We start from the raw sequence: 26855 nt of genomic DNA on the forward strand, positions 1-26855 counted from the left end.
ATCCGTATGGGACGCGGAAAAGCATTTGATCATAAGAAAAAAGGGCATGACCATCAACCGCCTAAAGGTGCGTTCATTCATAAAGATGTAAATGAACATACTTTAGAAGAGGAAGAACTACCAGTAAATATTGAGACGTATAAAAATAGTTTGAAAAAACATTAAAAGCACCTACATAGGTGCTTTTTTAACGTATATCTTCAATTAATTGTTCCGATTCTTCATGCATACTGTATTCACTTAGAACTTGAATGCAAAGCCACTTTAATTCTTCGATAGTATGTTCAAGTTCTTCAGGAAGCACATGATGAATGTCTTCAAGTCCCATTCCGAAATGGATGAGTTCAAGTACTTGATCATCGATGTTCCGATCCATTAGTAGTTCAAGCACTTCTAAATTGAATATGTATCGGTGAGCTTCATCGAGTGAAACAACTTTTAACTTCAAGCTTTCTACAATACTCAATATAAAAAGAAGAATTGTTTTTTCAAGAACAGGCTGTTTTTCCATTTGAAATATTAGTTTCATCTTTCACACCTCCACATATAGCGCTAGGTTGTACTATATTATTCAGGAGGGGGGAGCAAATATGCATGATATAGAGAAACTTTCAGTACGGTTTTTGTAAGGGGATGGATAGCTAATAAAGTTGAGGGTTTTATGAAATAAAAAAATCCTGCTAGTATAGCAGGATAACTCTGAATTAAAAAATGCTCCAACCTTCTTGAGCAGAAAGAAGTTCAAGAATTTTAAAACCAGCGATACTATTTCCGTTTGCATCTAAAGCTGGTCCGAAAATACCAATTCCCATTTCTCCTTTTACGCAGCCGAAAATACCACCAGCTACACCACTTTTGGCTGGAATACCAACACGAATCGCAAATTCACCAGACTCGTTATACATACCGCATGTAACCATGAATGTTTTACATATTTTTGTAATATGTTTAGGGATAATTTGCTTTTTCTTATATGGATCATAGCCATCCATCGCAAAAATTAAGCCGATACGTGCTAAATCGATACAGTTTACTTCAACTGCACATTGACGAGTGTATAAATCCATAAGTTCTTCGATGTCACAATCGATAATTCCGTTTTGTTTCATGTAATAACAAAGTGAACGGTTTAAGTAAGCTGTCTCTAATTCTGAATTGGCAACTTTAGAAGAATAATTGATGGTAGGATTATCTGTTATTTCACGTACAAAATGAAGGATGCGCTCCATTTTTTTTTCATTATCTTTTCCTGTTAACATGCTTGTAATAGCTAGTGCCCCCGCGTTAATCATTGGATTAAGTGGTTTGGATGGGCTTGTTGTTTCTAACTTAATAATAGAGTTGAATGGATCACCAGTTGGTTCCATTCCAACTTTAGAAAATACATATTCTTCACCACGATCTAAAAGGGCAAGTGCAAGTGTAATTACTTTTGAAATACTTTGAAGAGTAAATAGTGTTTGTGAGTTGCCAGCATGGATATATTCTGTTTCTTTATGGAAAATGGCAATCCCTAAATCGTCTGGATTTGCATTTCCTAGTTCGGGGATATAAGTAGCAAGCTTTCCTTTTTTCGTATATGGTTTTACTTGTTCTAACAACTGTTGTAAGTTGTTTGTTTCAATGCACTGCATAGTACCAACGCTCCTATTTCGAATTAACTACGTTTACTTTTCCCGATATGCTCGGAAATAAATAATAACATGAAAAGGTGGAATGATAAAACGAAAGTTACATGTTCTATAGTGGGTCTTTCATTTTGATAATTCTGTATTGAAAAAGGAGAATTTTCCTTTTATATAACAGTTTGGAAATAGGAGATTTATCCATAAAAAATTCAAAAATAAAAACTACACATCTATACAACTATATGTTATTATGGTTATGTAAATAGAAAGCGTTTTCTAAGGCGTACTTATAATGATAACGATTTCATAAATTTGATAGGGGGAATTAAAATGTTGCAGTTTCTACAACGTATTGGTAAAGCATTAATGCTTCCAATCGCCGTACTACCAGCAGCAGGATTATTGCTTCGTTTAGGGCAACCAGATGTATTTGATATTCCTGTTATGGCACAGGCCGGTGCAGCAGTTTTTGATAATTTAGCACTTATTTTTGCAATTGGTATTGCAATCGGTCTTTCAGTTGATGGTAGTGGTGCAGCAGGTCTTGCAGGTGCAATTGGTTATCTAGTTATGAAAAACAGTATTGATGCACTTAGTAAGGGATATTCTACTGTAGAATTACAAGATAAATTAGGCAAAGTCCAAGATTTAATAGGTAATAGCGCTAATGTAGATCCATCTAAGCTTGCAGATACAATGACACAAGTATCTAAGGCAGCCGAATTATCGACTAAAGTGGATATGAAAGTTTTAGGTGGTATTATTGTCGGTGTTATAGCAGGACTTCTTTATAATAAATTCCATAAGATTAAACTTCCAGAATGGTTAGGGTTCTTTGCTGGAAAACGTTTCGTTCCGATTGTTACATCGGTTGTGATGCTAATATTAGGAATTCTATTCGCACAAATTTGGCCAGCAATTCAAAATGCTATCGATGCATTAGCTCATGGAATTGTTAATTTAGGTGCAATTGGTTCAGGTCTATTTGGTTTATTAAACCGTCTATTAATTCCAATTGGTTTGCACCATGTAATGAACACATACTTCTGGTTCGTACTTGGTGACTTTACAAATTCAGCAGGTAATGTTGTAAATGGTGATATTGCTCGCTTCCTTGCAGGAGATAAAACAGCGGGTATGTTTATGACTGGTTTCTTCCCAGTTATGATGTTCGGTTTACCAGCAGCATGTTTCGCAATGATTGCGGCTGCTAAACCAGAAAAACGTAAAATGGTTACAGGTATGTTAGGTGGTCTAGCATTAACTTCATTCTTAACTGGTATTACAGAACCAATTGAATTCTCATTCATGTTCTTATCACCAGTACTATATGGTATTCATGCTGTATTAACAGGTCTGTCTCTATTTATTACAACAACTCTTGGCATTCACGATGGTTTCACATTTAGTGCCGGTGCAATCGATTACTTCTTAAACTTCGGTATTGCAACAAAACCAGTATTACTCGCGGGAGTCGGTTTAATTTACGCAGTAATTTATTTCGTTGTATTTTACTTCTTAATTAAGAAGTTCGATCTAAAAACTCCTGGTCGCGAAGATGACGACGAGCTAGCTGAAGAGGGTGACGCACCTGTTGCAGGTTCAATTGGTGAAACTTACGTAGCAGCTTTAGGTGGAAAAGAAAACTTAACAGTTATTGATAACTGTGCAACACGTCTACGCTTACAAGTGAAAGATGCTGGTCAAGTAAACGAAGCAGCATTAAAACGTGCTGGTGCAAAAGGTGTTATGAAATTAAGTAACACGAGTGTACAAGTTATCGTAGGTACAAATGTTGAATCTGTTGCCGATGATATGAAAAAACACGTATAAATAATGAGATAAGAGGATATCCCAAAAGATTGATAACATCAATTTTTTAGAGGATATCCTCTTTTTTTGTTAACAATTTAACGGGAATCTTACTTTTGTAAATTTTCTTTTTCTTTTTCATACATATAGGTTGGTAATATGTGCAGTGCGTGATAAAGTAGTGATGTTATAGAATAGATTATCCATAATATAGGGAAAAGATTTAAAGTAAATTATCGGTAAATAAGGGGAAAAGGGCAATCATGGATCAAGAAAAAAATAATGTAAATGGGAAATCACGTCGGCCGATTGTATACGTAAAAAGAACAATCATTCTTGTTCTACTATTTTCGCTTGTATATTTCATGTATACAAAAATTGTTACGCATAATAAGAAAGAGGAAACTTTAAAAGCGGCAGCAGAAATGAAAAAACAAGAAGAGCTAAAAAAGAAAGAAGAAAAAAAGAAGCAAGAAGCACAAAAACAAAAAGAGCAGGAAGAACAAGTAAAGCAAGTACAAGCTGTGGAAAATCCTGCTGAGGGACCACCTCAAGAAATTAATGAAAACGCTCAATTAGATCAATATTTACAAAACGCAGGATTTAGCGGGACGGCTGTTATTGTGAAGAACGGAAAAGTTCTTTTGAATAAAGGATACGGTATGGCGAACAAAGAGAAACAAGTACCGAATAATTCAGAGACAACTTTTTATATTGGTTCTATTTCAAAGGCATTTGTAGCGACTGCTATTATGCAATTAAAGGATCAAAATAAATTAAACGTAGAGGATACGGTTGCAAAGTATATTCCTGATTTCCCTCAAGGTAATGGTATTCAGTTAAAACATTTACTAACACATACTTCAGGAATTCCAGAGTATGAGCAGGGAACAGAGGATATTTCTCATGAAGAATTGATAAAAAGAATAGGAAAGCAAAAGCGTGTTGGGGGTCCAGGAGAGAAATGGAAATATTCCGATTCGAACTATTCGATACTTGCCTACATCGCTGAGAAGGTAAGTGGACAACCGTTAGAAGAATATATTAAACAACATATTTTTGCTACTGTTGGTATGAAACATTCGGGTTTCGGTAAAGCGTTAGAGCAAACAAGGTTTCCCTCGACAGGTTATAAAATAGTAAATAACAAGATGACAACACCTAATATTCCAAGTATGTCACAACTATATGGTTGTGGTGATATATATACAAGTGCACATGATTTATATTTATTTAATGAAGCACTCTTCTCTGGAAAGTTAATTTCAAAAGAGAGCTATGATCAAATGTTTACAGGCGGAAAAAAAGATTACGGATTTGGTTGGTATGTAGACCCAGGCAGTTATTCAAATCACGGTGTAATGCCAGGATGGAATTGCTTAAATGGATTTAGTAAAAACGGAAGTGTGTATGTCGTTTTATTATCTAACATTCAAAACAACATTAAATCGTTTGGTAAAGTGAATAACGACATTTATACGATGTTGCGAAATATTGAAGTGTAAGAGGCTATCCTATTGGATGGTCTTTTTTATTGAGGAAGTGTAGGGGGCAATGAGATAATGAAATAAAGTGAAACTTTACTCAGTGGGGGGTTTCTTCATCCCCCACTGATTATTAGCCCTCACCAATCGGGCTTTTACGGGCAGTTGATCCCCCACCTAACTTCTTTGCTTTCGCTGAATTTTGAAGTGGGGGTCTTACTGCCCGGCGAATAGCGGGATAAATGGAAAAGGGGGAGGAGTATGAGTATACATAAGCATCACGCACGTAATGCAAAACGCATATTTTTTGTATCTGTCATTGTATGGATTATCGTCGCAATTGTATTAGTGATGGAATATAAAAAAGGGATGCTATTTACTTCGGAGAAAGAAAATCTGAAATTAATAAGTGTTGTACTACTAGCATTTGGATTATTAATATATAGTTTTATGGAAAAACGAAGGTCAAAAATGCTTAAACAGGAAAATTATAATATAGAGACTTCTGAATTATTTGAGCAAAAAAAATTTGTTGTTCGCAAAGAGGTAGGGGTATTTCAAGTAATAACGTACTTTGGATTAGATGGCAGTGCAGTAGGATTTTTAAAAGAAGAGTATGATTTGGTTATTCAACGTGTATGGCAAGCTGTACTTTCGTTTCTGTTTAAGGGACTACATAAGCAACAATTATATTTATATAATCACTCGGGAGAAAGGTTGTTGCGTGTTCAAAAGGAGAAGGGATTACGCAATTTCTATACTTTTTCTAATGTAGATGGAAAGAAAATTGGAGAGTTGAAACAAGTACTAAGTTTAACAAAGTGGGAATGGATCTTTTTAGGGATGGATGGTAAAGAATTTGGTAAAGTGACTGGGGACCTTTCAGCAACAATGCAGAAAATAGATTGGCGAGATGGAACGCATATTGATGTAAAAGAAGATGGTATTCCTTTAGAAGCTGTTAAGTATTTCTCGGCAAGTGGTGGTTCACTTGTTACAGCTTCTATAAGTGAACAGGCTGAATTACCACGAGCGGTTTATTATAGTGCAGCTGCCATTGTTACAATTAAAAATTAAAATATATATAAAGATAGATGGGATACCATCTATCTTTTTTATGTGATTAAAAAAGATTGTTTCTTTGAAAAATGTATGTCTTACCTATCACAAAAAAGTCTGCTTTGTATACATTAAGATGTATAGATGTATTTTTTATACTTTAAAAATAATAGGAGGAGAAGTGTATGTGTTTGTTCGGTAAGTATTGGAAAAAGCTATCGAGATTGTTTAATAGACAATTAGATTATTTTTTAGATAATAAGTTATTGCCTGCTGTGGAGAGACTTTTATTTTCACAAAACTTCGCGAGATTTATTCAAAGAAACTCTAAGCAAGCTACGGAAGAAGTTATTGAATCAAGTAGATTCCAATCTATTATTTGTAACATTTTAAAAGAATGTAATACATCACCTTTTAAAGAAATTGCAGAGCAATATTTGGGTAAAAACGTAGAAATTACTGTGACAGTTGGACAGTTAACGGGTGTGATTGTAGCAGTTGGTGAAGATTTCTTAACATTGCAAGAAGGAATAGGAACAGAAGTTTTATTACCATTTACAAGTATTATATCAATTAAAGAAGTGTAAGAAAGGAGAGTTATATATGTTATTTACTGATGAATTACGTAACCATGTTGGTGAACTAGTGCAAGTTGTGACAGCTGTAGAAATCATTGCAGGAGTTCTTTTATCTGTGACAGATGGGGCAGTAATTGTACGTACTTCTCCTTCTTATGGACCACCAGAAGATGTAGTTGTACGTATTCCTATTATTGCTTATGTTCGCTTGGAAGGGTAAGAGTGATACAAGTATGAGAGTGTCAGTTGTTATTCCAGTGCATAATGAAGCAAGTACTTTATCAAAAGTTTTAGTAGAAGTGAGAAAGTTGGAACCATATGAAATTATCATAGTAGATAATGGATCGACAGATGGTACGAAAGAAATAGCATTACAGCATAATTGCCGTGTGATTTATTATAGATATTCCCTTGGTAATGATGTGGGACGGGCAATTGGTGCTAGAGAAGCAAAAGGTGAAATTGTTTTATTTTTAGATGGTGATATCGTTATGAAAAGTGAAGAATTATACAATTTTATTAAAGGAATACAGCAAGGACATAAGATTGTTTTAAATAATTTAACATGGTCCGTTTATTTGAAGATGAGACCGCATTATACGACGGTTGGAAAATATATGTTAAACCGATATTTGAACAAAAAAGAATTTGTTGTAGGATCTTTAATTGCGATACCACATGCGATAAGTCGTGAAGTGATTGAAGAACTAGGGTGGTGGAATTTAGCGGATCCAGCACTATTTCAAGCGATGGCGATGTCTAGAGGAGTAGATATTTCTGATATGGCTTCAGTTGATGTCATTTACACAAATAAAGTTCGTCCTGTCCATACGGGCACATCATCTGGCTCTCCTTATCCGAAAGCGACTAGTCGTATTATGGGTGATCATTTGCGAGCTTTACAATACGTAATCGAAACATATGGTAAACGCGGTGGTTTTTCGGAGGGGAACAGAGATAGAGAGTTTATAGGGAAATATAAACCAGTTGTATTAAAGAAGGAAAAAGCGAAATATAGTGCGATTATACCAGTGTCAGAAGAAAAAATGACTATAAGATCTGTTATACAAGAAGTAAAAAAAGCAGGGGTAGACGAAATTATTGTTGTTGTGAATGGAGCAGATATTGAGACTGTTAAACAAGTAAAGCTAGAGAATGTTATTGTTGTTGAATTTATGAAGGCGCTTGGACACAATGTAGCACGAGCGATAGGTGCCATGCATGCTACAGCAGATATTTGCTTATTTGTTGATAGTGATTTTGTTATTCCAGCAACAAATTTAATTCTATTTTTGCGTGCTATTGAAGATGGAAGTGATGTGGCATTAAATGATTTACAGTGTTTATTAGATATGTTTCATCCAGCAGATCCAATTAGCATGGGAAAATATTTTGTGAATTTGATAGCGAAGCGACCAGATTTATGGAATAACTCACTAACAGCAGTACCACACGCTATGCATAAAAAAGTAATAGAGAAAATTGGTTATGATTCTCTTGTGATTCCTCCATTAGCTCAGGTGAAAGCTATTTTAGAAGGATTCTCTATTACAGCAGTAGAGTTAGTAGATGTTATAAAAACAAATCGAGTACGTCCAGAGCAACACGAATTTGTAAATGGGCGTATTTCAGCATTTGATCGTATTTTCGGTGATCAAATTGAGGCGATTGCGTATTTATTACAATGTACAGACGAACGCGGTGGCTTTACGGATGGAGATAGAGATAGAGATATCATTCAACAATTGAGAAGGGAAGAAGAGAATACAAATGAATAGTAGTAAAGTAGCTATTATTGGCTTAGGGTATGTTGGCCTTCCTTTAGCAGTCCATTTTGCGGAAAGAGGGCATACAGTACTTGGGTTAGATAAAGATATTAGAAAAATAGAATCAATTATAAAAGGGGAAAGTTATATTCCGGATGTTTCTTCTAAAGAGTTACAAAGTTTATTGACGAAAAAAAAATTAATAGTAAATACACCAGATCAAGGCATTGCTGATTTTCAAAATAGTGATTATGTTATTGTCACTGTCCCGACTCCAATTAATGAACAAAGAGAACCAGACTTAAGTGCCCTCATTTCAGCCTCACATTATATACAAAAAAACCTTCAAAAAGGACAAACCTTCATTTTTGAAAGCTCCACATATCCAGGTACACTCGAGGAAGTTATTATTCCGATTGTTTCTCAAGGCGGCCAAAAGGTAGGAGAAGATTTCTATATCGGATATTCTCCTGAGAGAATTGATCCAGCAAATAGTCAATATTCAGTTCAAGCTATTCCAAAGGTTATTAGTGGACAAACAGAGCAGTGCAAACAAAAAGTACAGGATTTATATAGCACGATCTTCGATGTAATCGTTCCTGTTAGCTCTCCAAAAGTAGCGGAAATGTGTAAGTTATTTGAAAATATTCAACGCCTAGTCAATATTTCATTAGTAAATGAGTTAAACACACTATGTGAAAGTTTAGGAATTGATTTTTATGAGGCGATTGAAGCTGCATCTACAAAACCGTTTGGATTTACCCCATATTGGCCAGGACCAGGAATAGGAGGACATTGTATTCCAGTAGATCCTTTATATTTCCAATGGAGAATAAAAAAGAATGGGACAATTAGTCAATTAATTGAAGCAGCACATGTGATTAATGAAGAAATGCCAGAGAAAATAGTTAGGAAAGTAAAAGGCATGGTGCAATCGCCTAAATCAGTTTTAATTGTAGGAATCGCGTATAAGAAAGATGTAAATGACTTAAGAGAATCACCAGCGTTGCCAATTATCGAATTGTTACTAAAAGAAGGGTATGAGATAGAATATCACGATCCATATATTTCTTCTGCAAAATTTGGAGATAAGGTGTACCAATCTGTTTCTTTGGATGAACAAGTCGTTAAACAAGCGGGTTGTATTTTAATTTTAACTGATCACTCTAATATCGATTGGAAGCTTTTTAAAGGAATGAAGCGAGTAATAGATACGCGTGGAATTATAAAGAAGGTGAGTGTATGAGTAAGAAATGTTTAATTACAGGTGGAGCAGGATTTATTGGATCACATTTAGCTGAAGAGCTGGTGAAAAGAGGCTATGGGGTTACGATTGTTGATAACTTCTATAAAGGGAAAAATAAATATCATGATGAGTTAATGAAAGAAATTCGGGTTATTCCAATAAGTGTTTTAGATAAAAATTCTATTTATGAATTAGTAAATCAACATGATGTAGTTTTTCATTTAGCGGCAATTTTAGGTGTGAAAACGACAATGGAAAAGAGTATAGAGCTTATTGAAACGAATTTTGATGGCACGAGAAACATTTTACAAGCAGCGCTAAAAGAAAAGAAGAAAGTAGTCTTTGCTTCTACTTCAGAAGTATATGGTAAGGCAAAGCCACCCTTCTCTGAAGAGGGGGATCGATTATACGGGGCAACTTCAAAAATACGTTGGAGTTATGCAATTTGTAAAACATTAGAAGAAACATTATGTTTAGGTTACGCATTAGAAGGTTTACCTGTCACGATTGTTCGTTATTTTAATATTTATGGTCCAAGAGCGAAAGATGGTCCGTATGCAGGGGTAATCCCACGATTTATCCGTGCAGCTTTGCAAGGAGAAGACATTCTCGTATATGGAGATGGAGAGCAGACACGTTGTTTTACGTATGTAAGTGATGCGGTAGAGGCAACGATTCGAGCGATGGATGAGAAGGTAAATGGTGAAATTATTAACATAGGTTCCGACAATGAAAAGAGTATAAAAGAAGTGGCAGAAGTAATTAAAAAGCTAACGAAATCCTCTTCAAAGATTGTCCAAGTTCCTTTTGAAGAGGTATACCCACATGGCTTTGAAGAAATTCCAAATAGAAGACCAGATGTAACGAAATTAAAAGAACTTGTTCAATTTCAGGCGAAAGTAACGTGGGAGAACGGATTAAAAGAAACAATTAATTGGTTTCGTGAAGAAAGTAATGGCTAGGTCGTTATCAGTTATTATTCCTGCATGTAATGAAATTGATACGATTTCAGACGTTGTTCAATCGGTAAAAGAATTAAATCCATTAGAGATTATTGTAGTAGCGAATGGTTGTACTGATGGTACAGAAACAGTTGCTGAGCATTTAGGATGTAAAGTACTGCGGTATACAGAGCAGCTTGGAAATGATGTTGGACGTGCAGCTGGTGCAAAACAAGCTATAGGTGATGTATTACTATTTATAGATGGTGATTTTGCTATTCAAACTTCAAAATTACAATTATTCCTTAATCCGATTTTACATGATCAGGCCGACATCGTTTTAAATAATTTGGACGCATTATTTTTAAAGAAACAAAAACCGCACGCCGTGACAGTATGGCGCCAAATATTAAATGCAATATTAGAGCGCGAAGAATTAAAGATTGATTCTTTATTAGCTGTACCGCATGCGTTGACGAAAGAAGTTGTTCAAAGCATTGGATATGAATGTTTCGTTAATCCTATTGTCGCTCATTTACGCCTAGTACAAAGCAAATGGAGAATTAGTCGTCATTGTGCAATTGACGTTATTACACCGAATAAATTTCGGCCGGCCGAGCATGCTGCGTATGGCACAGGTCTTTCTCAATCTGAAAAACGGATGATAGGTGATCATATAGAAGCTGTAGCGGAGCGAATAGTAGGCAGTGATGAGCGCGGAGGGTATTATGATGGAAATAGGAAAAGAGAGTGTGTCTATCATACTTTAAGTTTCGAAGATTTTTATCAAGGATGGGGCGTTACATCTAAGTTGTATAAAGGAAAACAATTATCGGTCATTATTCCTGTACAAGATGAAGAGAAAACAATTGGAAATGTTATAGAAGAGCTTCGCAAAATTGAACCTTTTGAAATTATCGTTGTTGTAAATGGTTCGTCTGATAAAACAGCAACGATTGCAAAAGACAAGGGAGCAACAACAATTGTATATAAAGAAGCACTTGGCAACGATGTGGGGCGTTCACTTGGAACTTATTTCGCCAAAGGAGAAATTGTATTATTTATAGACGGTGATTTTGTTATTCCAGCTAGTGAGCTATATCCATTTGCAAAAGCTATTGCAGATGGAATGGATGTCGCATTAAATGATCTAAATCATTATTTAGATTTAAGAGTACCGCTTCATCTTGTAACTGCATTTAAATACGCATTAAATTTAGCTTGTGATAGAAAAGATTTAGGAGTAGGATCTCTTATCGCTGTACCTAATGCGTTTAGCCAGAAGTGTTTGAAATCAATTGGGTATAGGTCTTTATTGTCACCTTGCGTAGCGCAAGTGAAAGCTATTCTTTCAGGATTCGAAATTGCGTGTGTAAGTCGTGTAGAGGTCGATAAGATGAACCGCATTCGTCCCAGTGAACATTTTGCAAAAATAGGTCATCCTCCAGCTGTCTTGCGAATTATAGGTGATCATATAGAAGGATTAGAGCAATTAATTGTATTAGAAGGTAGCCGTGGTGGATTCTATGATGGGAATAGAAAAAGAGATGTTTTAGAGTAGTAACAAAAAAAGTGTACAACATATGTACACTTTTTTTGTTCTGTTATAAAAACTATAACAGACTAGGAGACAAGAGTATTACAGCTCTACAATGGGTATTGTTCTTATATTACAAAATAGGACTCGTATATAAGGATACCAAAAAAATACAATTAAGGAAAGGGTTAATTATAAAGACTTTTAAGTGAAGTTAACACTATGTATATAGTAGTTTGCTCAACATTTCACAAACATGTCACAACTATTTCGTTCACTTTAACAAAAAAGTAGTATTCTAAGTGTGTAAGCTGTTATATAAAAAATCTTAGTCCTGTACTAATCAAAAATGGAGGAGATTAGGATGACTCAAGTATTAGAAAATGTTAAAAACGCATGGGAAAACTTTAAAGGTGAAAAATGGAAAGCAGAGATTGATGTTCGCGATTTCATTTTAAATAATGTAAACGTTTTCGAAGGGGACGAATCTTTCTTAGCGGGAGCAACTGAAGCAACGAAACAACTTTGGGATCAAGTAATGGATTTAACAACGAAAGAACGTGAAAACGGTGGCGTTCTTGATATGGATACAAAAATTGTTTCTTCTATTACATCACATGAACCAGGATATTTAAATAAAGATATTGAAAAAGTAGTCGGTTTCCAAACTGAAAAACCATTTAAACGTTCTTTACAACCATATGGTGGTATTCGTATGGCGGAACAAGCTTGTGAATCTTATGGATACGAAATGGATAAAGAACTTAGTCGTATTTTCAGAGACTGGAGAAAAACGCATAATCAAGGTGTGTTTGATGCATACACACCAGAAATGAAAGCGGCTCGTAAATCAGGTGTAATTACTGGCCTTCCAGATGCATACGGACGTGGACGTATTATCGGTGACTACCGACGCGTAGCATTATATGGTATTGATCATTTAATTGAAGTAAAAAAAGCTGATTTGAATTTAACTGGCGGTGTAATGAGCGAAGATACAATGCGTTTACGCGAAGAGTTATCTGAGCAAATGCGTGCACTTCAAGAGTTAAAACAAATGGCTGCTTCTCATGGCTTTGATATTTCTAAGCCTGCAACAAATACACAAGAAGCATTCCAATGGTTATACTTCGCATATCTAGCAGCAATTAAAGAGCAAAATGGAGCTGCAATGAGTCTTGGACGTACTTCTACATTCTTAGATATTTATATTGAAAGAGATTTAGCAAATGGTACTTTAACAGAAGAAGAAGTACAAGAAATTGTGGATCACTTCATTATGAAATTACGTCTTGTGAAATTTGCAAGAACACCTGATTATAATGAATTATTCTCTGGTGACCCAACTTGGGTAACTGAGTCTATCGGTGGTATAGCATTAGATGGTCGTCCATTAGTAACAAAGAACTCATTCCGTTTCTTGCATACATTAGATAATTTAGGACCAGCTCCAGAACCAAACTTAACAGTTCTTTGGTCTAAACAATTACCGCAGAACTTTAAAAACTACTGTGCGAAAATGTCTATTAAAACATCAGCAATTCAATATGAAAATGATGACATTATGCGTGCTGACTACGGCGATGACTACGGAATTGCTTGTTGTGTATCTGCAATGAGAATTGGTAAACAAATGCAGTTCTTCGGCGCACGTGCAAACTTAGCAAAAGCATTACTATATGCGATTAACGGTGGTAAAGATGAAAAATCTAAAGCACAAGTTGGTCCTGAGTACGCACCGATTACTTCTGAAGTATTAGATTATGAAGAAGTTATGCGTAAGTTTGATATGACAATGGAATGGTTAGCAGGTCTATATTTAAACACATTAAATGTTATTCATTACATGCATGATAAATATAGCTACGAACGTATTGAAATGGCACTTCATGATACAAATGTTCTTCGTACAATGGCAACAGGTATCGCGGGTCTATCTGTAGTAGCAGACTCTTTAAGCGCAATTAAACACGCAAAAGTAAAACCAATTCGTGATGAAAACGGTATTGCAGTTGACTTTGAAATCGAAGGAGATTTCCCTAAATACGGTAACAATGATGACCGTGTAGATGAAATCGCTGTAAATCTTGTAAAAACATTTATGAATAAACTTCGTAAACATAAAACATACAGAAATTCTGTTCATACAATGTCGATCTTAACAATCACATCTAACGTTGTATACGGTAAGAAAACTGGTAACACTCCAGATGGTCGCCGTACTGGAGAACCATTTGCACCAGGTGCGAACCCAATGCATGGTCGTGATACAAAAGGTGCATTAGCTTCATTATTATCTGTAGCTAAACTACCATATGAAGATGCACAAGATGGTATTTCTAATACATTCTCTATTATTCCAAAAGCACTTGGTAAAGAAGATGATGTACAAGTACGTAACTTAGTATCAATGCTTGATGGTTATGCAGTAAAAGAAGGCCATCACTTAAATATTAACGTATTTAATCGTGAAACATTAATGGATGCGATGGAACATCCTGAGAAATATCCACAATTAACAATTCGCGTATCTGGTTACGCTGTAAACTTTATTAAATTAACTCGTGAACAACAAATCGATGTAATTAATCGTACAATGCATGAAAGTATGTAAGTGAAAAAGTGTCCCTCTGCTTTTTATAAATAGCAGAGGGGGGCTGCTTCAATAAAGGAGGAAGTAACATGATAAAAGGAAGAATTCATTCTGTAGAGTCTTGTGGTACTGTTGATGGCCCAGGAATTCGTTATGTCATATTTACACAAGGGTGTTTATTACGTTGTCAATACTGTCATAATGCTGATACGTGGGAGATCGGTAAAGGAAAAGAAATAACAGTTGAAGAAGTAATGCAGGATGTGACATGTTACCTTCCTTTTATTGAAGCTTCTGGAGGCGGTATAACAGTTAGTGGTGGTGAACCATTATTACAGCTAGATTTCTTAATTGAATTATTTAAGAAATGTAAGGAAGTTGGAATCCATACAACAATTGATTCTTCGGGTGGTTGTTATTCTGAAGAACCAGAATTCCAAAATAAGCTAGATATTTTAATGGATTACACAGATTTAGTTTTATTGGATTTGAAACATATTGATTCAAAGAAACACCGTAAATTAACAGGGAAACCAAATGAACATATTTTACAATTTGCTCGTTATTTATCGGATAAAAATAAACCAATTTGGGTAAGACACGTATTAGTTCCTGGTGTTACGGATAATGAAGAGGATCTACAAAAATTATCTAGCTTTATTCAAAGCCTGTCTAATGTTCAGAAGGTTGAAGTGCTACCATATCATAAGCTTGGGGTATATAAATGGGAGGCACTTGGGCATAAGTATCCACTCGCGAATGTAGAACCACCTACTGAAAAAAATGTAGAGCAAGCAAGACATATTTTACAAGCAGTCTAATCCAAATATTGGATTAGGCTTTTTGCTTTCTTTACAATAAAACCTAGAGTATGTATATAGAAAAGAGTATACTAAAAATAGAATATCCATATTTTTGTAAGGAATAAGTGGAGAAATTTACATAATTGTAAAGGGAAATCAAAATAGTAAAAAGAATTAAGAAGTAAAAGAGTGAGTATCATGGAATAGAGAACATTTGTAAGTTATTGCGAAAGCTCTTATAGGAAAGTATAATGTAAAGATATGAGCACAGATAGGATTAAGGGGTCAATCTTATATGCTTTGCATATCCACGACAGGTACATAGCTGAAAGAGAAGTATTAGAATCTGTTTATGTAATTTTTAAGGAAAATGTTTTTCCTATTGTCGTATATGCAATATGGAGAAACAATAAGCTAGGAGTGGATTTGTTTGATAAAAAACCCCAAGGTTTTAATATTAACTGCACATTACGGTAATGGTCATGTGCAAGTAGCGAAAACATTAGAACAAACATTTCGCCAAAAAGGAATTAAAGATGTAATTGTATGCGATTTGTTCGGAGAATCACATCCAGTTATAACCGATATTACAAAATATTTATATTTAAAAAGTTATACAATAGGAAAAGAATTATACCGCTTGTTTTATTATGGCGTAGAAAAAATTTATGATAAAAAAATAGCATCTTGGTATGCGAACTTTGGAAGAAAACGTTTGAAATTACTTTTACAAGCAGAGAAACCGGATATTGTTATTAATACTTTTCCGATCATAGCTGTACCAGAGTTAAAAAAGCAAACAGGTATTTCAATTCCTGTGTATAACGTATTAACGGATTTTTGTGTGCACAAAATATGGATTCATCGGGAAGTAGATCGTTATTTTGTAGCAACTGATCACGTAAAAAAAATTATGATTGATATTGGTGTGCCCGCGGAGCAAATTGTTGAAACTGGAATTCCGATTCGTAGTAGTTTTGAGCTGAAGATCAATCCAGACATTATATATAATAAATATCAGTTATGTAAGAATAAAAAGATTTTACTAATTGTAGCAGGTGCTCATGGGGTATTAGGAAGTGTAAAAGAACTATGCCAATCATTTATGTCAGTACCTGATTTACAAGTAGTTGTCGTTTGTGGAAAAAATGAAGCGTTAAAACAGGATTTATTAGGGATTCAGGAAAAAAATCCTGATGCATTAAAAGTATTTGGTTATGTTGAAAATATCGATGAATTATTCCGTGTTACTTCTTGTATGATTACGAAGCCGGGCGGTATTACGTTAAGTGAAGCGGCAGCATTGCAAGTACCTGTCATTTTATATAAGCCTGTTCCAGGACAAGAAAATGAAAATGCGATGTACTTTGAAAGAAAAGGAGCTGCAGTTGTCATTCGTGATGATAGTGAGGTTTTTGCAAAGACAGAGGCGTTATTACAAGATGATATGAAGCTTCTTCAAATGAAAGAAGCGATGAAAAGCATTTATCGTCCGGAGCCAGCTGGTCATATTGTGGATACAATTTTGGCAGAAAATCATGTAGAACCGAATCATATACCTATTAAATCACCTGCTCTTGCACAATTATTTACTTAATATGAAACCCTCTTTTATATGTTTAAAGAGGGTTTTTTATTGTTTTATAAGATAAAGTAGTAACTTATCCACATGAAGATTACGCTTTCATTAAACAGTAAAGTCGAAATATTAACAACTATATCCACATTGTCCACAATTTTTAGAAAACTATCCACAATTCTAACATTTACTATGCGTTACAACATATAAACTTGTGAAGGATTCGTTGAATTTATTCACAATTCTATAAATTTTGTGGATAACTTTATCCACACAAAAAAGGTTCCTTATTTATAAGGAACCTTTTTGTCTATTCTATCACGTAGAAAAAATATGTAATGAGAATGAATAATTAGGGGGAAAACGTCTAATTATTCATTCTCACTTTAAATACTTTTCGAGCGATAACCCGCTGCGCGATCTGCTTTGCGAAATTCTCGTTGGTAGAGAACTTCTTGTGTACTAGATAATGTGTTTTTTGTTTTGTCACGTTTCTTTTTATCCATTACAAATCACCTCGTGTCCTAAAGTCACTATCTATCGTTTCCAAAGACATAGGGTGATATACGTATATGGCAAAATGTTAATGATTAATTATTTTTTCTAAAAATTTAGATTATGCTTCTTTTAATTGGTGAGCATCTTGGAACGTTGTATCTCGCATTGTAGCAAGTGTATATTGATCTTTTGGGATTTCATATAAGTTATATACTTCTTCATTTGCATTAATTTCATTATAAACGGCTTTTCTTGTTTCGTTTGCTAGATTTACATATTGTAGTTTTTCGGCAGCTTTAATAGAACGAATATTTATTTTACGAATACGCATAAAGATTGTTTCAATATCTAATTCATAGAAAAGTTCACTAAAAAATGAATCTTTCGCCAATTTATTATAGCCTTTTCCATGATATGGTTTGCCAAGCCATGTTCCGAGAAATCCGGCTTTTTCTTGCACATCAAATAAAGTAATTGTTCCGATAGGGTTACCCCATTCATCTAAAATTGTGCGTGAAATTAATTCCCCACGCTCTTCAGCTTCAATCGTTTGTTTCGTTAAAAATAAATACTCTTCATAAGAATAAGCCTTTTGACGCACAAAAGGGAAGACAGCTGGGTCCACCATTAACTCGTATAGAACGTGGCTGTCGTGTAAGTCGCGTTTTTTCAACATACTAACTCCTCCTCACACGAGGGTAGCATGACGAAAAAACACCCCACCCTCGAAATTTTTATATCAATCTTTAAAAAATTTCGGGGTGGGAATCGAACCCACTAGAACCAGTTTCTAACGCTGGTGGCGCACCATTTGCCTTCCCCATTCATCAATTTGAAAATGATAATCACGACACAAATTGATTATGGTTTCATTCAGTTTATAATCGTATAATACTTTATCTAGTCAAAAAAATAAACTAGTTTTTTTTATTTTTTTTGTAAATTATTTTTCCATCAATCATGGTTAGTACAGGCTTGGCTAAATAATGGAAAGGATGATGAGTCCATAACACGAGATCAGCGTCTTTTCCAACCTCAATGCTTCCAATTCTATCCTCTAAACGTAAATTTCGTGCTGGAAATATGGTGATTCCTTCTAGTGCAGTTTTTTCGTCTAATCCTTCTCTTACTGCAACAGCAGCACAAATATTTAAATATTGAATTGGTGTATAAGGGTGATCTGTTGTTATAGAAACTTCCACTCCATTTTTCGATAATATATGGTAAGTATCCCATGTTTTGTTTTTAAGTTCGATTTTAGAACGGCGTGTAAGAGTGGGGCCAACTGAAACCTTCAAATTGTGTTTCGAAAGCTCTTCAACAATAAAGTGTCCTTCTGTACAATGTTCAATACGTAAATCGAGATTGAACTCTGTTGCAAAGCGTAGAGCAGAACTAATATCATCTGCTCGGTGAGCGTGGATACGTACGGGTATTTCGCGGCGTAATGCTTTTAAGATAGGAAGCATTCGAAAATCAGCTTCATGCCCGTAGTGCTGTGCTTCATAGAATGATTCCCGAAGTAATCCCATAATTCCCATACGTGTTATGGATTCTTTTGTTCCATTACTATGGACCTTTTTAGGATTTTCTCCAAAGGCAATCTTTAAGCCGGCAGGTTCTTGAATAATCATATGATCAATACAAGTTCCAGCTGTTTTTATTACACAAGTCGTACCACCGATAATGTTTTGACTTCCTGGCATAACGTGAACAGTTGTGATTCCGTTTTGTACAGCATCTTGAAATGCAATATCAAAAGGGTGGATTCCGTCCAAAGAACGGATATGTGGTGTTGAAACTTCAGATGTTTCATTTGCATCATTGCCAGCCCAACCAGTACCTTCATCATAGAGACCAAGATGAGTATGGACATCAATAAATCCAGGTAAAAGATGAAGAGCACGAGCGTCTATAACTGTCATATCTTGAGTAGGTTGAATGGAAGGCTTGACCTCGGCAATTCTTTCTCCTATAACGAGTACATCCCCTTGAAATTTTTGGGATGTAATAGGATAGACAATGGCTTGTTTGAGCAATATTTTCATAGGTACCTCATTTCTGTTACTTTACAATGTTAATGGAATTTAAGGGAAAGTAACTGAAAGGTTATTTGTGTAATAATGCTCCGGATTCTAGAAAATGAAAGTTTTGAAAGGGGGACCCTGTAAAACTGTGTTTTAGAAGTACTACATTGTATGCGAAAGTATATTTTGTAATGCATGGTCTATTGCTGGAAATGTGTATTGATACCCATGTTCAATTGCTTTACTAGGTAATACATGTTGTCCTTCGAGTACAAGTATACTCATCTCACCTAATAAAGTGTGAAGCATAAATGAAGGGACAGGTAACCAATGAGGTTTTTTCATTATAGTTGCAATGGTTTCTCCAAATTCCTTCATTCTTATAGGTAGGGGAGCTGTGATGTTAAAAGGGCCATCAATTTCTTCTTTGTGTATGATGAAATCAATTAGGCGAACGACATCGTCTATATGAATCCATGATAACCATTGGTTTCCAGATCCAACTGTACCTCCCATATAGAATTGATAGGGGAGTAGCATTTTGGGAAGAGCTCCTCCGTCTGCGCCTAATACAACTCCAAGTCTTGCGTAGATTGTTCGCATTCCAAGAGAACGTGCTTTAGATGCTTCTTGTTCCCATGAATATACTGTATTTGCTAAAAAGTCATTTCCAGGAATCTCATGCTGTTCTGTAAAAGACTCAGTTTCAGACGTTCCATAGTATCCAATAGCACTTGCGTTAATAAATGTATTTGGCTTTGTACCAAGTGTTTGCAATTGTTTAATGAGTCCTTTTGTTGTTTGAATTCGACTGTTTAAAATGGATTCCTTTTGTTTCTTTGTCCATCTACTATTAATAGACTCTCCAGCTAGATTAATAACTACATCGATAGAAGAGAGGGGAAAGGTTTGTAAATCTGGTTTCCATTGTACATACTGAAGGTTAGGATGGGAAGTTTTAGTAGTTTTGTTTCGAGTAAGAATGTAAACATTATATCCTTTTTGAATAAAAAAAGTAGAAAGGTATTTACCGATAAAGCCGGTACCACCAGAAATTGCGATTCTCACAATTATTTCCTCCTCATTATATATATTCTTGAAAAGCAAAAACGTTCCTTGACTATGTTAAAATAATAGAGAGGTGAGAGTATGGCTGTCATTACAAAAATAGAAGTGCAAAAACGATCGAAAGAACGATTTAATATTTATATTGATAAAGGTCAAGGTGAAGAATACGGGTTTAGTGTGGATCAAGTAATCTTAATGAAACATGGATTACAAAAAGGATTAGAAATTGATGAAATAGCGTTAGGGAATATTTTATACAATGAAGAGGTACAAAAAGCATATCTACAAGCAATTTCCTATCTATCCTATCAAATGAGAACAAAAAAAGAAGTAGAAGACTATTTACGAAAAAAAGAAGTGGGGCAGGCCGTCATCTCTGAAGTCGTTTCGAAATTATTACATGATCGATATATTAATGATAAAGAGTACGCTGTTTTATATACGCGAACGCAAAGTAATGTGAATCGAAAGGGTCCGACTGTTATTAAAAGAGAGTTATTAAATAAAGGTGTTCAGGATCTAATCATTACACATAGTTTACAAGAATATCCGAAGGAAAAGCAAATTGAGAATGCTTTACTTCTTATAGAAAAGAAGAAAAGGTCTTATCAAAAGCATTCTTTTTTACAAATGAAGCTAAAGTTAGACGAAATGCTTGTTCGTAAAGGATATTCTAGAGATGTGATTCAAATTTGTTTGGAAGAATTGAAAGACGAAAAAGATGACGAACAGCAACAAGAAGCGTTACACTATCATGGGAATAAATATTATGAGAAATATAAGAAGTATGATGGATGGACATTCGAAAATAAGATGAAACAAGCGTTATATCGCAAAGGGTTCTCTATTGATGAGATAGAGATATTTTTGCAGATGAAACGTGAAGAGGGATGAGGGGAATAAGATGAATATGCCAAAGCGCTACAGTGAAATGACACCACATGAGCTAAGGGAAGAAATTGGGGTTTTGAAAGAGCAAGCAATAAAGGCAGAGCAGCTTGGTATTGTAAATGAGTTCGATGTATTAATGCGCAAGATGGCAATGGCTCGTGCTTATATGACTGATATAAATAAATTCCATATTGGTGAGACATATGAATTAGTAGAAGAACCTGGTATATTATTTGAAATTACGTATTTCAACGGGGTATTTGCTTGGGGACATAAGCAAAATGATAATGAAGAGATTGGAATACCGATTTCTTTATTGCAAGAAAAATGAAAACCAGAGAGCGAATATCTCTCTGGTTTTCATCTTTGGTAGGCGTTACAGGAGATAGGAGATTCTAAAATTGGCGTTTTTTACATTCATTCGCCAGTATAATGAGAGACTGGGTTTGTTGCGTCTGTCCGTTAACTTGCGCTTTTGCATGTTTCGGACGAGTCCACGTATGGTTAAATAATTCAGAACGACTATCTAAGCGATCACGGTAGCTCATCTTTATCACCTCGTGTAGGAAGTTAATTTTTTAGGTTGTACCTGAACTATTCTTCCTGCTGATTTGCAGCACGCATACGTTCTTGTGGGTGCGTGTTAATTGTGCCGTTAGGTCGTTTCGAAGCGAAGCGTGATTTCGCTTTCGGCTGACCATCGATTTTGCTGTTGTTTTTTGACTCAGACCAAAATTCGGCTTGTTTACCCATTGCGAACGCCCTCCTCATCATCAGTTGATACCTCTTTAAGAAGTATCACTTATAGAATGTGCAAAATAGAGGAAACTATCCTTTAGAAATTAAGGGAATAAATAGGTAAAAGGAGAATAGAACATGAATGATATTCACGAAACATTAACAAAAGAATTGTTAGACAAAAATGACAAACTTTCTTACGCACAAGCTCGTGCGTGGGTTGAATTATTGTGGGAAGACTTTCAAACAACTTATGCTAAATCAGGTCGTTATCAAGGTGATGAAATGACTGAACAAGTGGTACGAACATGGATTAATAATCATGGAGGTCGCCTTCATGAAATGCGTACAAATAATCCGAAATATAGCCATTTAATCAATCAAGAAGATCATTTGAAACATTAAAAAAAAGCGACTTAAGTCGCTTTTTTTAATGTGGAAGTAATTCCAGTTTTTTTCGAAGTTTTTCTTCACTAAAAATCCATCCTGTATAGGAACTAATAATATTTAAATTGTGGTCGAGTTGAACGATTGCAACGAATGGATAATAATCTTTACTGCGATAGCGCAAATCAATGAAGCGAACTTCGTAATAATGATCATAATCGAAAATGTCCCAGCGATACACAGGGGAGAAAGATAGAAATGCTGAGATGTTTTCATCTTGTTTAGCTGCGCGCATAATAGCATTATCTGGGAACGGTACCCGGTCGAACTTATCATATATCATGATGTTACCACGATGCCATCTAGCAACGTAGTAATAATCAGTTGTAACGATTGCTAAATGGTAATGATAAAATCTGTAAGAAGGGGAAATAATTATTTTCTCCACATGATTGAAACGTTTATATACGACGCTACGTATGTTTCTATGCATCATAATCCGTCCGATATAGTAAATAATCATCAATATATACGCTGCTAAGGCAGTATACCCTTTATGGGAACCTACAAGCATACAAGCAATCGCGAGTAGGTGGATAAAGAAAATGACGGTATCAAATGTATTAATGATGCCGAGCGCTACCCATTTTTTTGTGAAGGGCCGTAATGCCTGGGTACCGTAGGCGTTGAAAATATCTACAAAGACATGAAGAAAGACGGCAATAAATGACCAAAGTAGTAGATGCAAATATGGAGCGTCTGAAAAGAAGGCGAAAGAGATGCCACTTATAAGGAATGACCAAAGAATCACTGCAGGAATGGAATGAGTAATCCCGCGATGATTTCTTATATATTTAGCGTTATTACGCAATTTTAAAACTGTATCGATGTCAGGAATATTGGAACCGGCAATTGTAGCAAGCATAACTGCTTGTGGCCCAATATCACTTTGTGCTATGGCTGGATCTAACGTTGCCAAACTGCCTAGAGTAACGCCCATAACAAGGTGAGTGGCTGTGTCCATAGAAATCCACCTCCGTTTTTTATTAATGTAACTCTTTTTATTCGATACCTCAAGTCCTTTGCCTTCTATTTCCTATGTCATCTTACTTAAATTTTTTCCTAAAATCTTTATAATAGTACTTATATGCAAAAAAATGAGGGGGATCAAGTTTGACACTTGAAATATTAAATAATTTTAACATAGAGCAGTTTCAAAATGATTTAATTGGTTGGTTTGAAAAAGAGCAACGCGACTTACCGTGGCGTAAAAATAAAGATCCATACCGCGTCTGGGTTTCGGAAATTATGTTGCAGCAAACAAGGGTAGAAGCTGTAAAACCATATTACGCGAATTTTATGGGGAAGTTTCCTACTCTAGAAGCTTTGGCAAATGCTGGTGATGAAGAAGTGTTAAAAGCATGGGAAGGTTTAGGATATTATTCTAGAGCACGAAATTTACATGCGGCTGTAAAAGAAGTGAAAGAAGTATACGGCGGGATAGTACCAAGTGATGTAAAGAAAATTGAAAAATTAAAAGGAGTTGGCCCCTATACAAAAGGTGCTATTTTAAGTATCGCATATGGTATACCAGAGCCGGCAGTTGACGGAAATGTTATGCGTGTATTATCTCGCATTTTATCAGTATGGGATGACATTGCAAAACCGAAAACTAGAAAAGTGTTTGAAGAGATTGTACGTGAAATTATTTCGGCTGAAAATCCATCTTATTTTAATCAAGGTTTGATGGAATTAGGTGCACTAATTTGTATTCCAAAAAATCCATCTTGCTTACTTTGTCCTGTACGTGAACATTGCCGAGGATATACTGAAGGTGTTCAAAAGGAGTTACCAGTAAAAAGTAAAGCGAAGGCTCCTACAATGGTACCGATTGTTGCAGGGGTACTTCAAACAGAAGATGGTCGTTACGTCATTAATAAACGTCCAAGTACCGGGTTATTAGCTAACATGTGGGAGTTTCCAAATGCTGAACTTGGGGAAGGGATTCGGAATCAGAAAGAGCAGCTTACAGATTATATGAAAGAAAAATTTGAGCTCTCGATTTCTATTGAAGAATACGCAATGAATGTACAACATACATTTACACATCGCACTTGGGATATATTCGTATTTTACGGAAAAGTAACTGGTGATATTGTTGAAACAGATACATTGAAATTTGTATCGAAAGAAGCATTTGAGCAGTTACCATTCTCGAAATCGCATCGTACGATTTATGAGAATTGCGTTGAGAAAATTACAATGCAATAAATTAAAAAAGTGTTCCCTAGATTGGGAACACTTTTTTAATCGTAAGAAATTTTTGTCCCATGAGTCCAATTAGCTTCACCTTGTTGTAAGCCACCTCTTGATTCAATTTCTACTACAATTTCTTTATAGATACTTTGACCTTCTGCATTTAAATACGGCAAAATCTGTTGTAATGAGTGATGAAAATAAGCTAATTCATCTTCTTTCCATTCATTTTTTGAAATCATCGTTAGTTCAGTCATATCGCGTCCTATATACATACTCCCACCTCCATTTCCTATAGTTTGAATGAGTAATAAGAGATATATGCGAAATTTTTTAAAAAGAAAATTACGGATAGCTTCTAAGTAAATTGGTTACATTATTGGTTGTGGAGGTGAGAAAGATGAGTAAAAAACAACAAGGTTATAACAAGGCAACTTCTGGTGCTAGCATTCAAAGTACAAATGCTAGTTATGGTACAGAGTTCGCAACTGAAACAAATGCACAAGCAGTAAAACAAGCAAACGCACAATCAGAAGCAAAGAAAGCACAAGCTTCCGGTGCACAAAGTGCAAACGCTAGTTATGGTACAGAATTCGCAACTGAAACAGATGTGCACGCTGTGAAAAAACAAAATGCACAATCAGCTGCAAAACAATCACAATCTTCTAGTTCAAATCAGTAATGAAAGAAAAACACTTCTCTAATTCGGGAGAAGTGTTTTCTTTGTGCCTGAGTCATGGTAATGAAAATAAAGTGAACGACATAACTTCTAATAAGTCAACAAATGTAGTCAAAGGAGAAGGAAGGTAAAGATGAGAAATATGTAATGAGGAATAATAACTGATAAATAAGTCCAAAAGGGGGTAAGTAATGAACAATTTTGATAAGTTGGTAGGAGAGCAATTGGAAACGATGGATGAGTTGTTAAAGTTACAAGCTCATCTAGAGAAGTATCAGCAAATTGAAATGAGCGAAAAGGATACGTGCGATAAAAAGGAATTACATTTTATCCGCCAAGAAATATATAGAACAGAATTAGCATTAAAACTGTTACATGAGAAATTTGAAGAGCAAACAAATAGTGTGATTCAATCTTTTGAAACTGAAAAAATGATTTCGAGTTTAGGATAAGGCATATTGTTACCTTCCGGTGAAAGGTCCTTCTTTAGATAGAAATAAGGAAGGGCTTTTTCTATTTCCATTTCCTCGTTTGTAAATCATTCAGCGAAGGCCACGTCTCCTAAGAAGATTAGAGATATGGTATTCAGTGTGAAAAATAGAGTCTTGTCGCTTTAGTTTTAAAATTTCGACAAAAAAGTTATAATAGAAAAAAAGTGAATGCAGCTCAAAGGGCATTTGCAGTTGAAAGAAGGGAGCATATATGGGATTTCCCAAAGAAGGAGAAAAAGTACAAATACATAGTTATAAACATAATGGCTCCATTCATAGAATGTGGGAAGAGACAACAATTTTAAAAGGGACACAGAGCCTTGTGATCGGAGCAAATGATCGTACAGTAGTGACAGAATCAGATGGCCGAACATGGATTACTCGTGAACCAGCAATTTGTTATTTTCATGCAAACTATTGGTTTAATGTGATTGGGATGCTAAGGGAAGAGGGAGTATATTATTATTGTAATTTAGGCTCACCTTTTGCATATGATTCTGAAGCATTAAAGTACATTGATTATGATTTAGATATTAAAGTATATCCAGATATGACATATACGCTTTTAGATGAAGATGAGTATGAAAAGCATAGTCAAATTATGCAGTATCCACCTGTTATTGATACTATTTTAAAACGAAATGTAGCACAATTAACACAATGGATTCATCAAAGAAAAGGGCCATTCGCGCCAGATTTCGTAGATATGTGGTATGAAAGATATTTAATGTACAGAAATTAAAACAAACCTGCAGGGGATTTCCCGGCAGGTTTGTCCTATTAGAGGGGGGATT

The 26855-nt window shown here is 35.2% G+C and carries 30 protein-coding genes and 1 pseudogene; 21 read left to right on the forward strand and 10 right to left on the reverse strand.

Translation table 11 applies throughout. The annotated features are described in order from the left end of the window. The first annotated feature begins 6 nt into the window (after nt 1-6). The gene (locus QCI41_RS20400) at nt 7-165 is read left to right on the forward strand and encodes a hypothetical protein (protein ID WP_000532411.1); all 159 of its coding nucleotides are present in this window, start codon (nt 7-9) and stop codon (nt 163-165) included. Nucleotides 166-187: 22 nt separating this feature from the next. On the opposite strand, the gene QCI41_RS20405 is transcribed toward QCI41_RS20400, so the two are convergent. Both QCI41_RS20405 and glsA read right to left on the reverse strand, forming a co-directional pair. Beyond that, complete coding sequence (locus QCI41_RS20405) at nt 188-529, reverse strand: DUF3969 family protein (protein ID WP_000766602.1); 342 nt, start codon at nt 527-529, stop codon at nt 188-190. 175 nt (nt 530-704) lie between these two features. After that, entirely contained in the window at nt 705-1634 is a 930-nt protein-coding gene (gene glsA, locus QCI41_RS20410; RefSeq protein ID WP_001149862.1) for a glutaminase A, read from the reverse strand. 69 nt (nt 1635-1703) lie between these two features. On the opposite strand from glsA, the pseudogene QCI41_RS30725 reads away from it, so the two are divergent. The 13 genes and pseudogenes from QCI41_RS30725 (at nt 1704) to QCI41_RS20470 (ending at nt 17044) form a co-directional block, all read left to right on the forward strand. After that, nucleotides 1704-1817 (forward strand): annotated as a pseudogene (locus QCI41_RS30725) (transcriptional regulator). Nucleotides 1818-1958: 141 nt separating this feature from the next. Continuing rightward, nucleotides 1959-3461, forward strand: a complete 1503-nt coding sequence (nagE, locus tag QCI41_RS20415; RefSeq protein WP_000938906.1) for an N-acetylglucosamine-specific PTS transporter subunit IIBC — start codon at nt 1959-1961, stop codon at nt 3459-3461. Nucleotides 3462-3703: 242 nt separating this feature from the next. Next, nucleotides 3704-4945 carry a serine hydrolase domain-containing protein gene (locus QCI41_RS20420; RefSeq protein WP_353836820.1) on the forward strand — a complete coding sequence of 414 codons (1242 nt, stop codon included), beginning with the start codon at nt 3704-3706 and terminating at the stop codon, nt 4943-4945. A gap of 240 nt (nt 4946-5185) precedes the next feature. Continuing rightward, the gene (locus tag QCI41_RS20425; RefSeq protein ID WP_353836819.1) at nt 5186-6001 is read left to right on the forward strand and encodes a sugar ABC transporter ATP-binding protein; all 816 of its coding nucleotides are present in this window, start codon (nt 5186-5188) and stop codon (nt 5999-6001) included. Between the two features lie 167 nt (nt 6002-6168). Beyond that, on the forward strand, nt 6169-6570 hold the full coding sequence (locus tag QCI41_RS20430) for an LSm family protein (RefSeq protein WP_137050614.1): 402 nt from the start codon (nt 6169-6171) through the stop codon (nt 6568-6570). A 16-nt stretch (nt 6571-6586) separates the two neighbouring features. After that, nucleotides 6587-6781 carry an LSm family protein gene (locus tag QCI41_RS20435; RefSeq protein ID WP_000899469.1) on the forward strand — a complete coding sequence of 65 codons (195 nt, stop codon included), beginning with the start codon at nt 6587-6589 and terminating at the stop codon, nt 6779-6781. Nucleotides 6782-6794: 13 nt separating this feature from the next. Then, nucleotides 6795-8339, forward strand: coding sequence for a glycosyltransferase family 2 protein (locus QCI41_RS20440; RefSeq protein WP_353836818.1), 1545 nt, complete (start codon nt 6795-6797; stop codon nt 8337-8339). Further along, on the forward strand, nt 8332-9573 hold the full coding sequence (locus tag QCI41_RS20445; protein ID WP_353836817.1) for a nucleotide sugar dehydrogenase: 1242 nt from the start codon (nt 8332-8334) through the stop codon (nt 9571-9573). The genes QCI41_RS20440 and QCI41_RS20445 overlap by 8 nt, the downstream gene beginning before the upstream one ends. After that, on the forward strand, nt 9570-10535 hold the full coding sequence (locus tag QCI41_RS20450; protein ID WP_353836816.1) for an NAD-dependent epimerase/dehydratase family protein: 966 nt from the start codon (nt 9570-9572) through the stop codon (nt 10533-10535). The genes QCI41_RS20445 and QCI41_RS20450 overlap by 4 nt, the downstream gene beginning before the upstream one ends. Continuing rightward, a complete protein-coding gene (locus tag QCI41_RS20455; RefSeq protein ID WP_353836815.1) occupies nt 10528-12075 on the forward strand; it encodes a glycosyltransferase family 2 protein in 1548 nt (515 codons plus the stop codon). Before QCI41_RS20450 ends, QCI41_RS20455 begins: the two co-directional genes overlap by 8 nt. 340 nt (nt 12076-12415) lie before the next feature. After that, complete coding sequence (gene pflB, locus QCI41_RS20460) at nt 12416-14665, forward strand: formate C-acetyltransferase (RefSeq protein ID WP_000195475.1); 2250 nt, start codon at nt 12416-12418, stop codon at nt 14663-14665. Nucleotides 14666-14733: 68 nt separating this feature from the next. Next, the gene (pflA, locus tag QCI41_RS20465; protein ID WP_000589742.1) at nt 14734-15465 is read left to right on the forward strand and encodes a pyruvate formate-lyase-activating protein; all 732 of its coding nucleotides are present in this window, start codon (nt 14734-14736) and stop codon (nt 15463-15465) included. A gap of 412 nt (nt 15466-15877) precedes the next feature. Then, complete coding sequence (locus QCI41_RS20470) at nt 15878-17044, forward strand: diglucosyl diacylglycerol synthase (RefSeq protein ID WP_060486945.1); 1167 nt, start codon at nt 15878-15880, stop codon at nt 17042-17044. A 368-nt stretch (nt 17045-17412) separates the two neighbouring features. On the opposite strand, the gene QCI41_RS20475 is transcribed toward QCI41_RS20470, so the two are convergent. From QCI41_RS20475 to QCI41_RS20490, 4 genes are all read right to left on the reverse strand, one after another. Further along, the gene (locus tag QCI41_RS20475) at nt 17413-17532 is read right to left on the reverse strand and encodes a YfhE family protein (protein WP_000358487.1); all 120 of its coding nucleotides are present in this window, start codon (nt 17530-17532) and stop codon (nt 17413-17415) included. Nucleotides 17533-17642: 110 nt separating this feature from the next. After that, nucleotides 17643-18200, reverse strand: a complete 558-nt coding sequence (locus QCI41_RS20480) for a GNAT family N-acetyltransferase (RefSeq protein ID WP_353836814.1) — start codon at nt 18198-18200, stop codon at nt 17643-17645. Nucleotides 18201-18441: 241 nt separating this feature from the next. Continuing rightward, nucleotides 18442-19572, reverse strand: a complete 1131-nt coding sequence (locus tag QCI41_RS20485) for an amidohydrolase (RefSeq protein WP_000698306.1) — start codon at nt 19570-19572, stop codon at nt 18442-18444. A gap of 141 nt (nt 19573-19713) precedes the next feature. Then, a complete protein-coding gene (locus tag QCI41_RS20490; protein WP_353836813.1) occupies nt 19714-20619 on the reverse strand; it encodes a TIGR01777 family oxidoreductase in 906 nt (301 codons plus the stop codon). Between the two features lie 81 nt (nt 20620-20700). Between QCI41_RS20490 and recX the strand changes: the two genes are divergently transcribed. Further along, nucleotides 20701-21513, forward strand: a complete 813-nt coding sequence (gene recX, locus QCI41_RS20495) for a recombination regulator RecX (RefSeq protein WP_000268506.1) — start codon at nt 20701-20703, stop codon at nt 21511-21513. 10 nt (nt 21514-21523) lie between these two features. Beyond that, nucleotides 21524-21841 (forward strand): YfhH family protein, encoded by a 318-nt coding sequence (locus QCI41_RS20500; protein ID WP_001057030.1) that lies wholly within the window; start codon nt 21524-21526, stop codon nt 21839-21841. Between the two features lie 64 nt (nt 21842-21905). Here QCI41_RS20500 and QCI41_RS20505 read toward each other — a convergent pair whose 3' ends face one another. Beyond that, nucleotides 21906-22058 carry a YpzG family protein gene (locus QCI41_RS20505; RefSeq protein ID WP_000122093.1) on the reverse strand — a complete coding sequence of 51 codons (153 nt, stop codon included), beginning with the start codon at nt 22056-22058 and terminating at the stop codon, nt 21906-21908. Between the two features lie 46 nt (nt 22059-22104). Further along, nucleotides 22105-22263, reverse strand: a complete 159-nt coding sequence (locus QCI41_RS20510) for a small, acid-soluble spore protein K (protein WP_000517891.1) — start codon at nt 22261-22263, stop codon at nt 22105-22107. A 123-nt stretch (nt 22264-22386) separates the two neighbouring features. On the opposite strand from QCI41_RS20510, the gene QCI41_RS20515 reads away from it, so the two are divergent. Continuing rightward, nucleotides 22387-22653 (forward strand): YfhJ family protein, encoded by a 267-nt coding sequence (locus tag QCI41_RS20515; protein WP_000997857.1) that lies wholly within the window; start codon nt 22387-22389, stop codon nt 22651-22653. 25 nt (nt 22654-22678) lie between these two features. Here QCI41_RS20515 and QCI41_RS20520 read toward each other — a convergent pair whose 3' ends face one another. Then, nucleotides 22679-23659, reverse strand: a complete 981-nt coding sequence (locus QCI41_RS20520) for a metal-dependent hydrolase (protein WP_048542102.1) — start codon at nt 23657-23659, stop codon at nt 22679-22681. Between the two features lie 149 nt (nt 23660-23808). Between QCI41_RS20520 and mutY the strand changes: the two genes are divergently transcribed. Then, nucleotides 23809-24906, forward strand: coding sequence for an A/G-specific adenine glycosylase (gene mutY, locus QCI41_RS20525; RefSeq protein ID WP_353836812.1), 1098 nt, complete (start codon nt 23809-23811; stop codon nt 24904-24906). Between the two features lie 35 nt (nt 24907-24941). Here the strand turns inward: mutY and QCI41_RS20530 are convergent, their stop codons facing one another. Continuing rightward, on the reverse strand, nt 24942-25166 hold the full coding sequence (locus QCI41_RS20530; protein ID WP_000275434.1) for a hypothetical protein: 225 nt from the start codon (nt 25164-25166) through the stop codon (nt 24942-24944). A 125-nt stretch (nt 25167-25291) separates the two neighbouring features. Here QCI41_RS20530 and QCI41_RS20535 point away from each other — a divergent pair, with 125 nt between their 5' ends. The 3 genes from QCI41_RS20535 to ntdP all read left to right on the forward strand — a co-directional run bounded on the left by QCI41_RS20535 (nt 25292) and on the right by ntdP (nt 26803). Continuing rightward, nucleotides 25292-25573: a gamma-type small acid-soluble spore protein gene (locus tag QCI41_RS20535; protein ID WP_000039033.1), complete on the forward strand. Its 282-nt coding sequence runs from the start codon at nt 25292-25294 to the stop codon at nt 25571-25573. Between the two features lie 188 nt (nt 25574-25761). Continuing rightward, a complete protein-coding gene (locus QCI41_RS20540) occupies nt 25762-26022 on the forward strand; it encodes a YgaB family protein (RefSeq protein WP_353836811.1) in 261 nt (86 codons plus the stop codon). A 250-nt stretch (nt 26023-26272) separates the two neighbouring features. Continuing rightward, entirely contained in the window at nt 26273-26803 is a 531-nt protein-coding gene (ntdP, locus tag QCI41_RS20545; protein WP_000506626.1) for a nucleoside tri-diphosphate phosphatase, read from the forward strand. Nucleotides 26804-26855 lie beyond the last annotated feature (52 nt).

The organism is Bacillus cereus group sp. MG4 (assembly GCF_040460055.1).
GTDB lineage: Bacteria > Bacillota > Bacilli > Bacillales > Bacillaceae_G > Bacillus_A > Bacillus_A wiedmannii.

Bases quoted from the DNA above. Each gene is read 5' to 3' on its own strand.
- QCI41_RS20505 (WP_000122093.1), bottom strand. From the start codon at position 22,058: ATGAGCTACCGTGATCGCTTAGATAGTCGTTCTGAATTATTTAACCAT.
- pflA (WP_000589742.1), top strand. From the start codon at position 14,734: ATGATAAAAGGAAGAATTCATTCTGTAGAGTCTTGTGGTACTGTTGAT.
- QCI41_RS20450 (WP_353836816.1), top strand. From the start codon at position 9,570: ATGAGTAAGAAATGTTTAATTACAGGTGGAGCAGGATTTATTGGATCA.
- recX (WP_000268506.1), top strand. From the start codon at position 20,701: ATGGCTGTCATTACAAAAATAGAAGTGCAAAAACGATCGAAAGAACGA.
- QCI41_RS20445 (WP_353836817.1), top strand. From the start codon at position 8,332: ATGAATAGTAGTAAAGTAGCTATTATTGGCTTAGGGTATGTTGGCCTT.
- QCI41_RS20515 (WP_000997857.1), top strand. From the start codon at position 22,387: ATGAATGATATTCACGAAACATTAACAAAAGAATTGTTAGACAAAAAT.
- QCI41_RS20535 (WP_000039033.1), top strand. From the start codon at position 25,292: ATGAGTAAAAAACAACAAGGTTATAACAAGGCAACTTCTGGTGCTAGC.
- QCI41_RS20440 (WP_353836818.1), top strand. From the start codon at position 6,795: ATGAGAGTGTCAGTTGTTATTCCAGTGCATAATGAAGCAAGTACTTTA.
- QCI41_RS20405 (WP_000766602.1), bottom strand. From the start codon at position 529: ATGAAACTAATATTTCAAATGGAAAAACAGCCTGTTCTTGAAAAAACA.
- ntdP (WP_000506626.1), top strand. From the start codon at position 26,273: ATGGGATTTCCCAAAGAAGGAGAAAAAGTACAAATACATAGTTATAAA.
- nagE (WP_000938906.1), top strand. From the start codon at position 1,959: ATGTTGCAGTTTCTACAACGTATTGGTAAAGCATTAATGCTTCCAATC.
- QCI41_RS20485 (WP_000698306.1), bottom strand. From the start codon at position 19,572: ATGAAAATATTGCTCAAACAAGCCATTGTCTATCCTATTACATCCCAA.
- QCI41_RS20475 (WP_000358487.1), bottom strand. From the start codon at position 17,532: ATGGATAAAAAGAAACGTGACAAAACAAAAAACACATTATCTAGTACA.
- QCI41_RS20520 (WP_048542102.1), bottom strand. From the start codon at position 23,659: ATGGACACAGCCACTCACCTTGTTATGGGCGTTACTCTAGGCAGTTTG.
- QCI41_RS20500 (WP_001057030.1), top strand. From the start codon at position 21,524: ATGAATATGCCAAAGCGCTACAGTGAAATGACACCACATGAGCTAAGG.
- QCI41_RS20480 (WP_353836814.1), bottom strand. From the start codon at position 18,200: ATGTTGAAAAAACGCGACTTACACGACAGCCACGTTCTATACGAGTTA.
- glsA (WP_001149862.1), bottom strand. From the start codon at position 1,634: ATGCAGTGCATTGAAACAAACAACTTACAACAGTTGTTAGAACAAGTA.
- QCI41_RS20400 (WP_000532411.1), top strand. From the start codon at position 7: ATGGGACGCGGAAAAGCATTTGATCATAAGAAAAAAGGGCATGACCAT.
- QCI41_RS20425 (WP_353836819.1), top strand. From the start codon at position 5,186: ATGAGTATACATAAGCATCACGCACGTAATGCAAAACGCATATTTTTT.
- QCI41_RS20540 (WP_353836811.1), top strand. From the start codon at position 25,762: ATGAACAATTTTGATAAGTTGGTAGGAGAGCAATTGGAAACGATGGAT.
- QCI41_RS20420 (WP_353836820.1), top strand. From the start codon at position 3,704: ATGGATCAAGAAAAAAATAATGTAAATGGGAAATCACGTCGGCCGATT.
- QCI41_RS20530 (WP_000275434.1), bottom strand. From the start codon at position 25,166: ATGTATATAGGACGCGATATGACTGAACTAACGATGATTTCAAAAAAT.
- QCI41_RS20510 (WP_000517891.1), bottom strand. From the start codon at position 22,263: ATGGGTAAACAAGCCGAATTTTGGTCTGAGTCAAAAAACAACAGCAAA.
- QCI41_RS20455 (WP_353836815.1), top strand. From the start codon at position 10,528: ATGGCTAGGTCGTTATCAGTTATTATTCCTGCATGTAATGAAATTGAT.
- pflB (WP_000195475.1), top strand. From the start codon at position 12,416: ATGACTCAAGTATTAGAAAATGTTAAAAACGCATGGGAAAACTTTAAA.
- QCI41_RS20430 (WP_137050614.1), top strand. From the start codon at position 6,169: ATGTGTTTGTTCGGTAAGTATTGGAAAAAGCTATCGAGATTGTTTAAT.
- QCI41_RS20435 (WP_000899469.1), top strand. From the start codon at position 6,587: ATGTTATTTACTGATGAATTACGTAACCATGTTGGTGAACTAGTGCAA.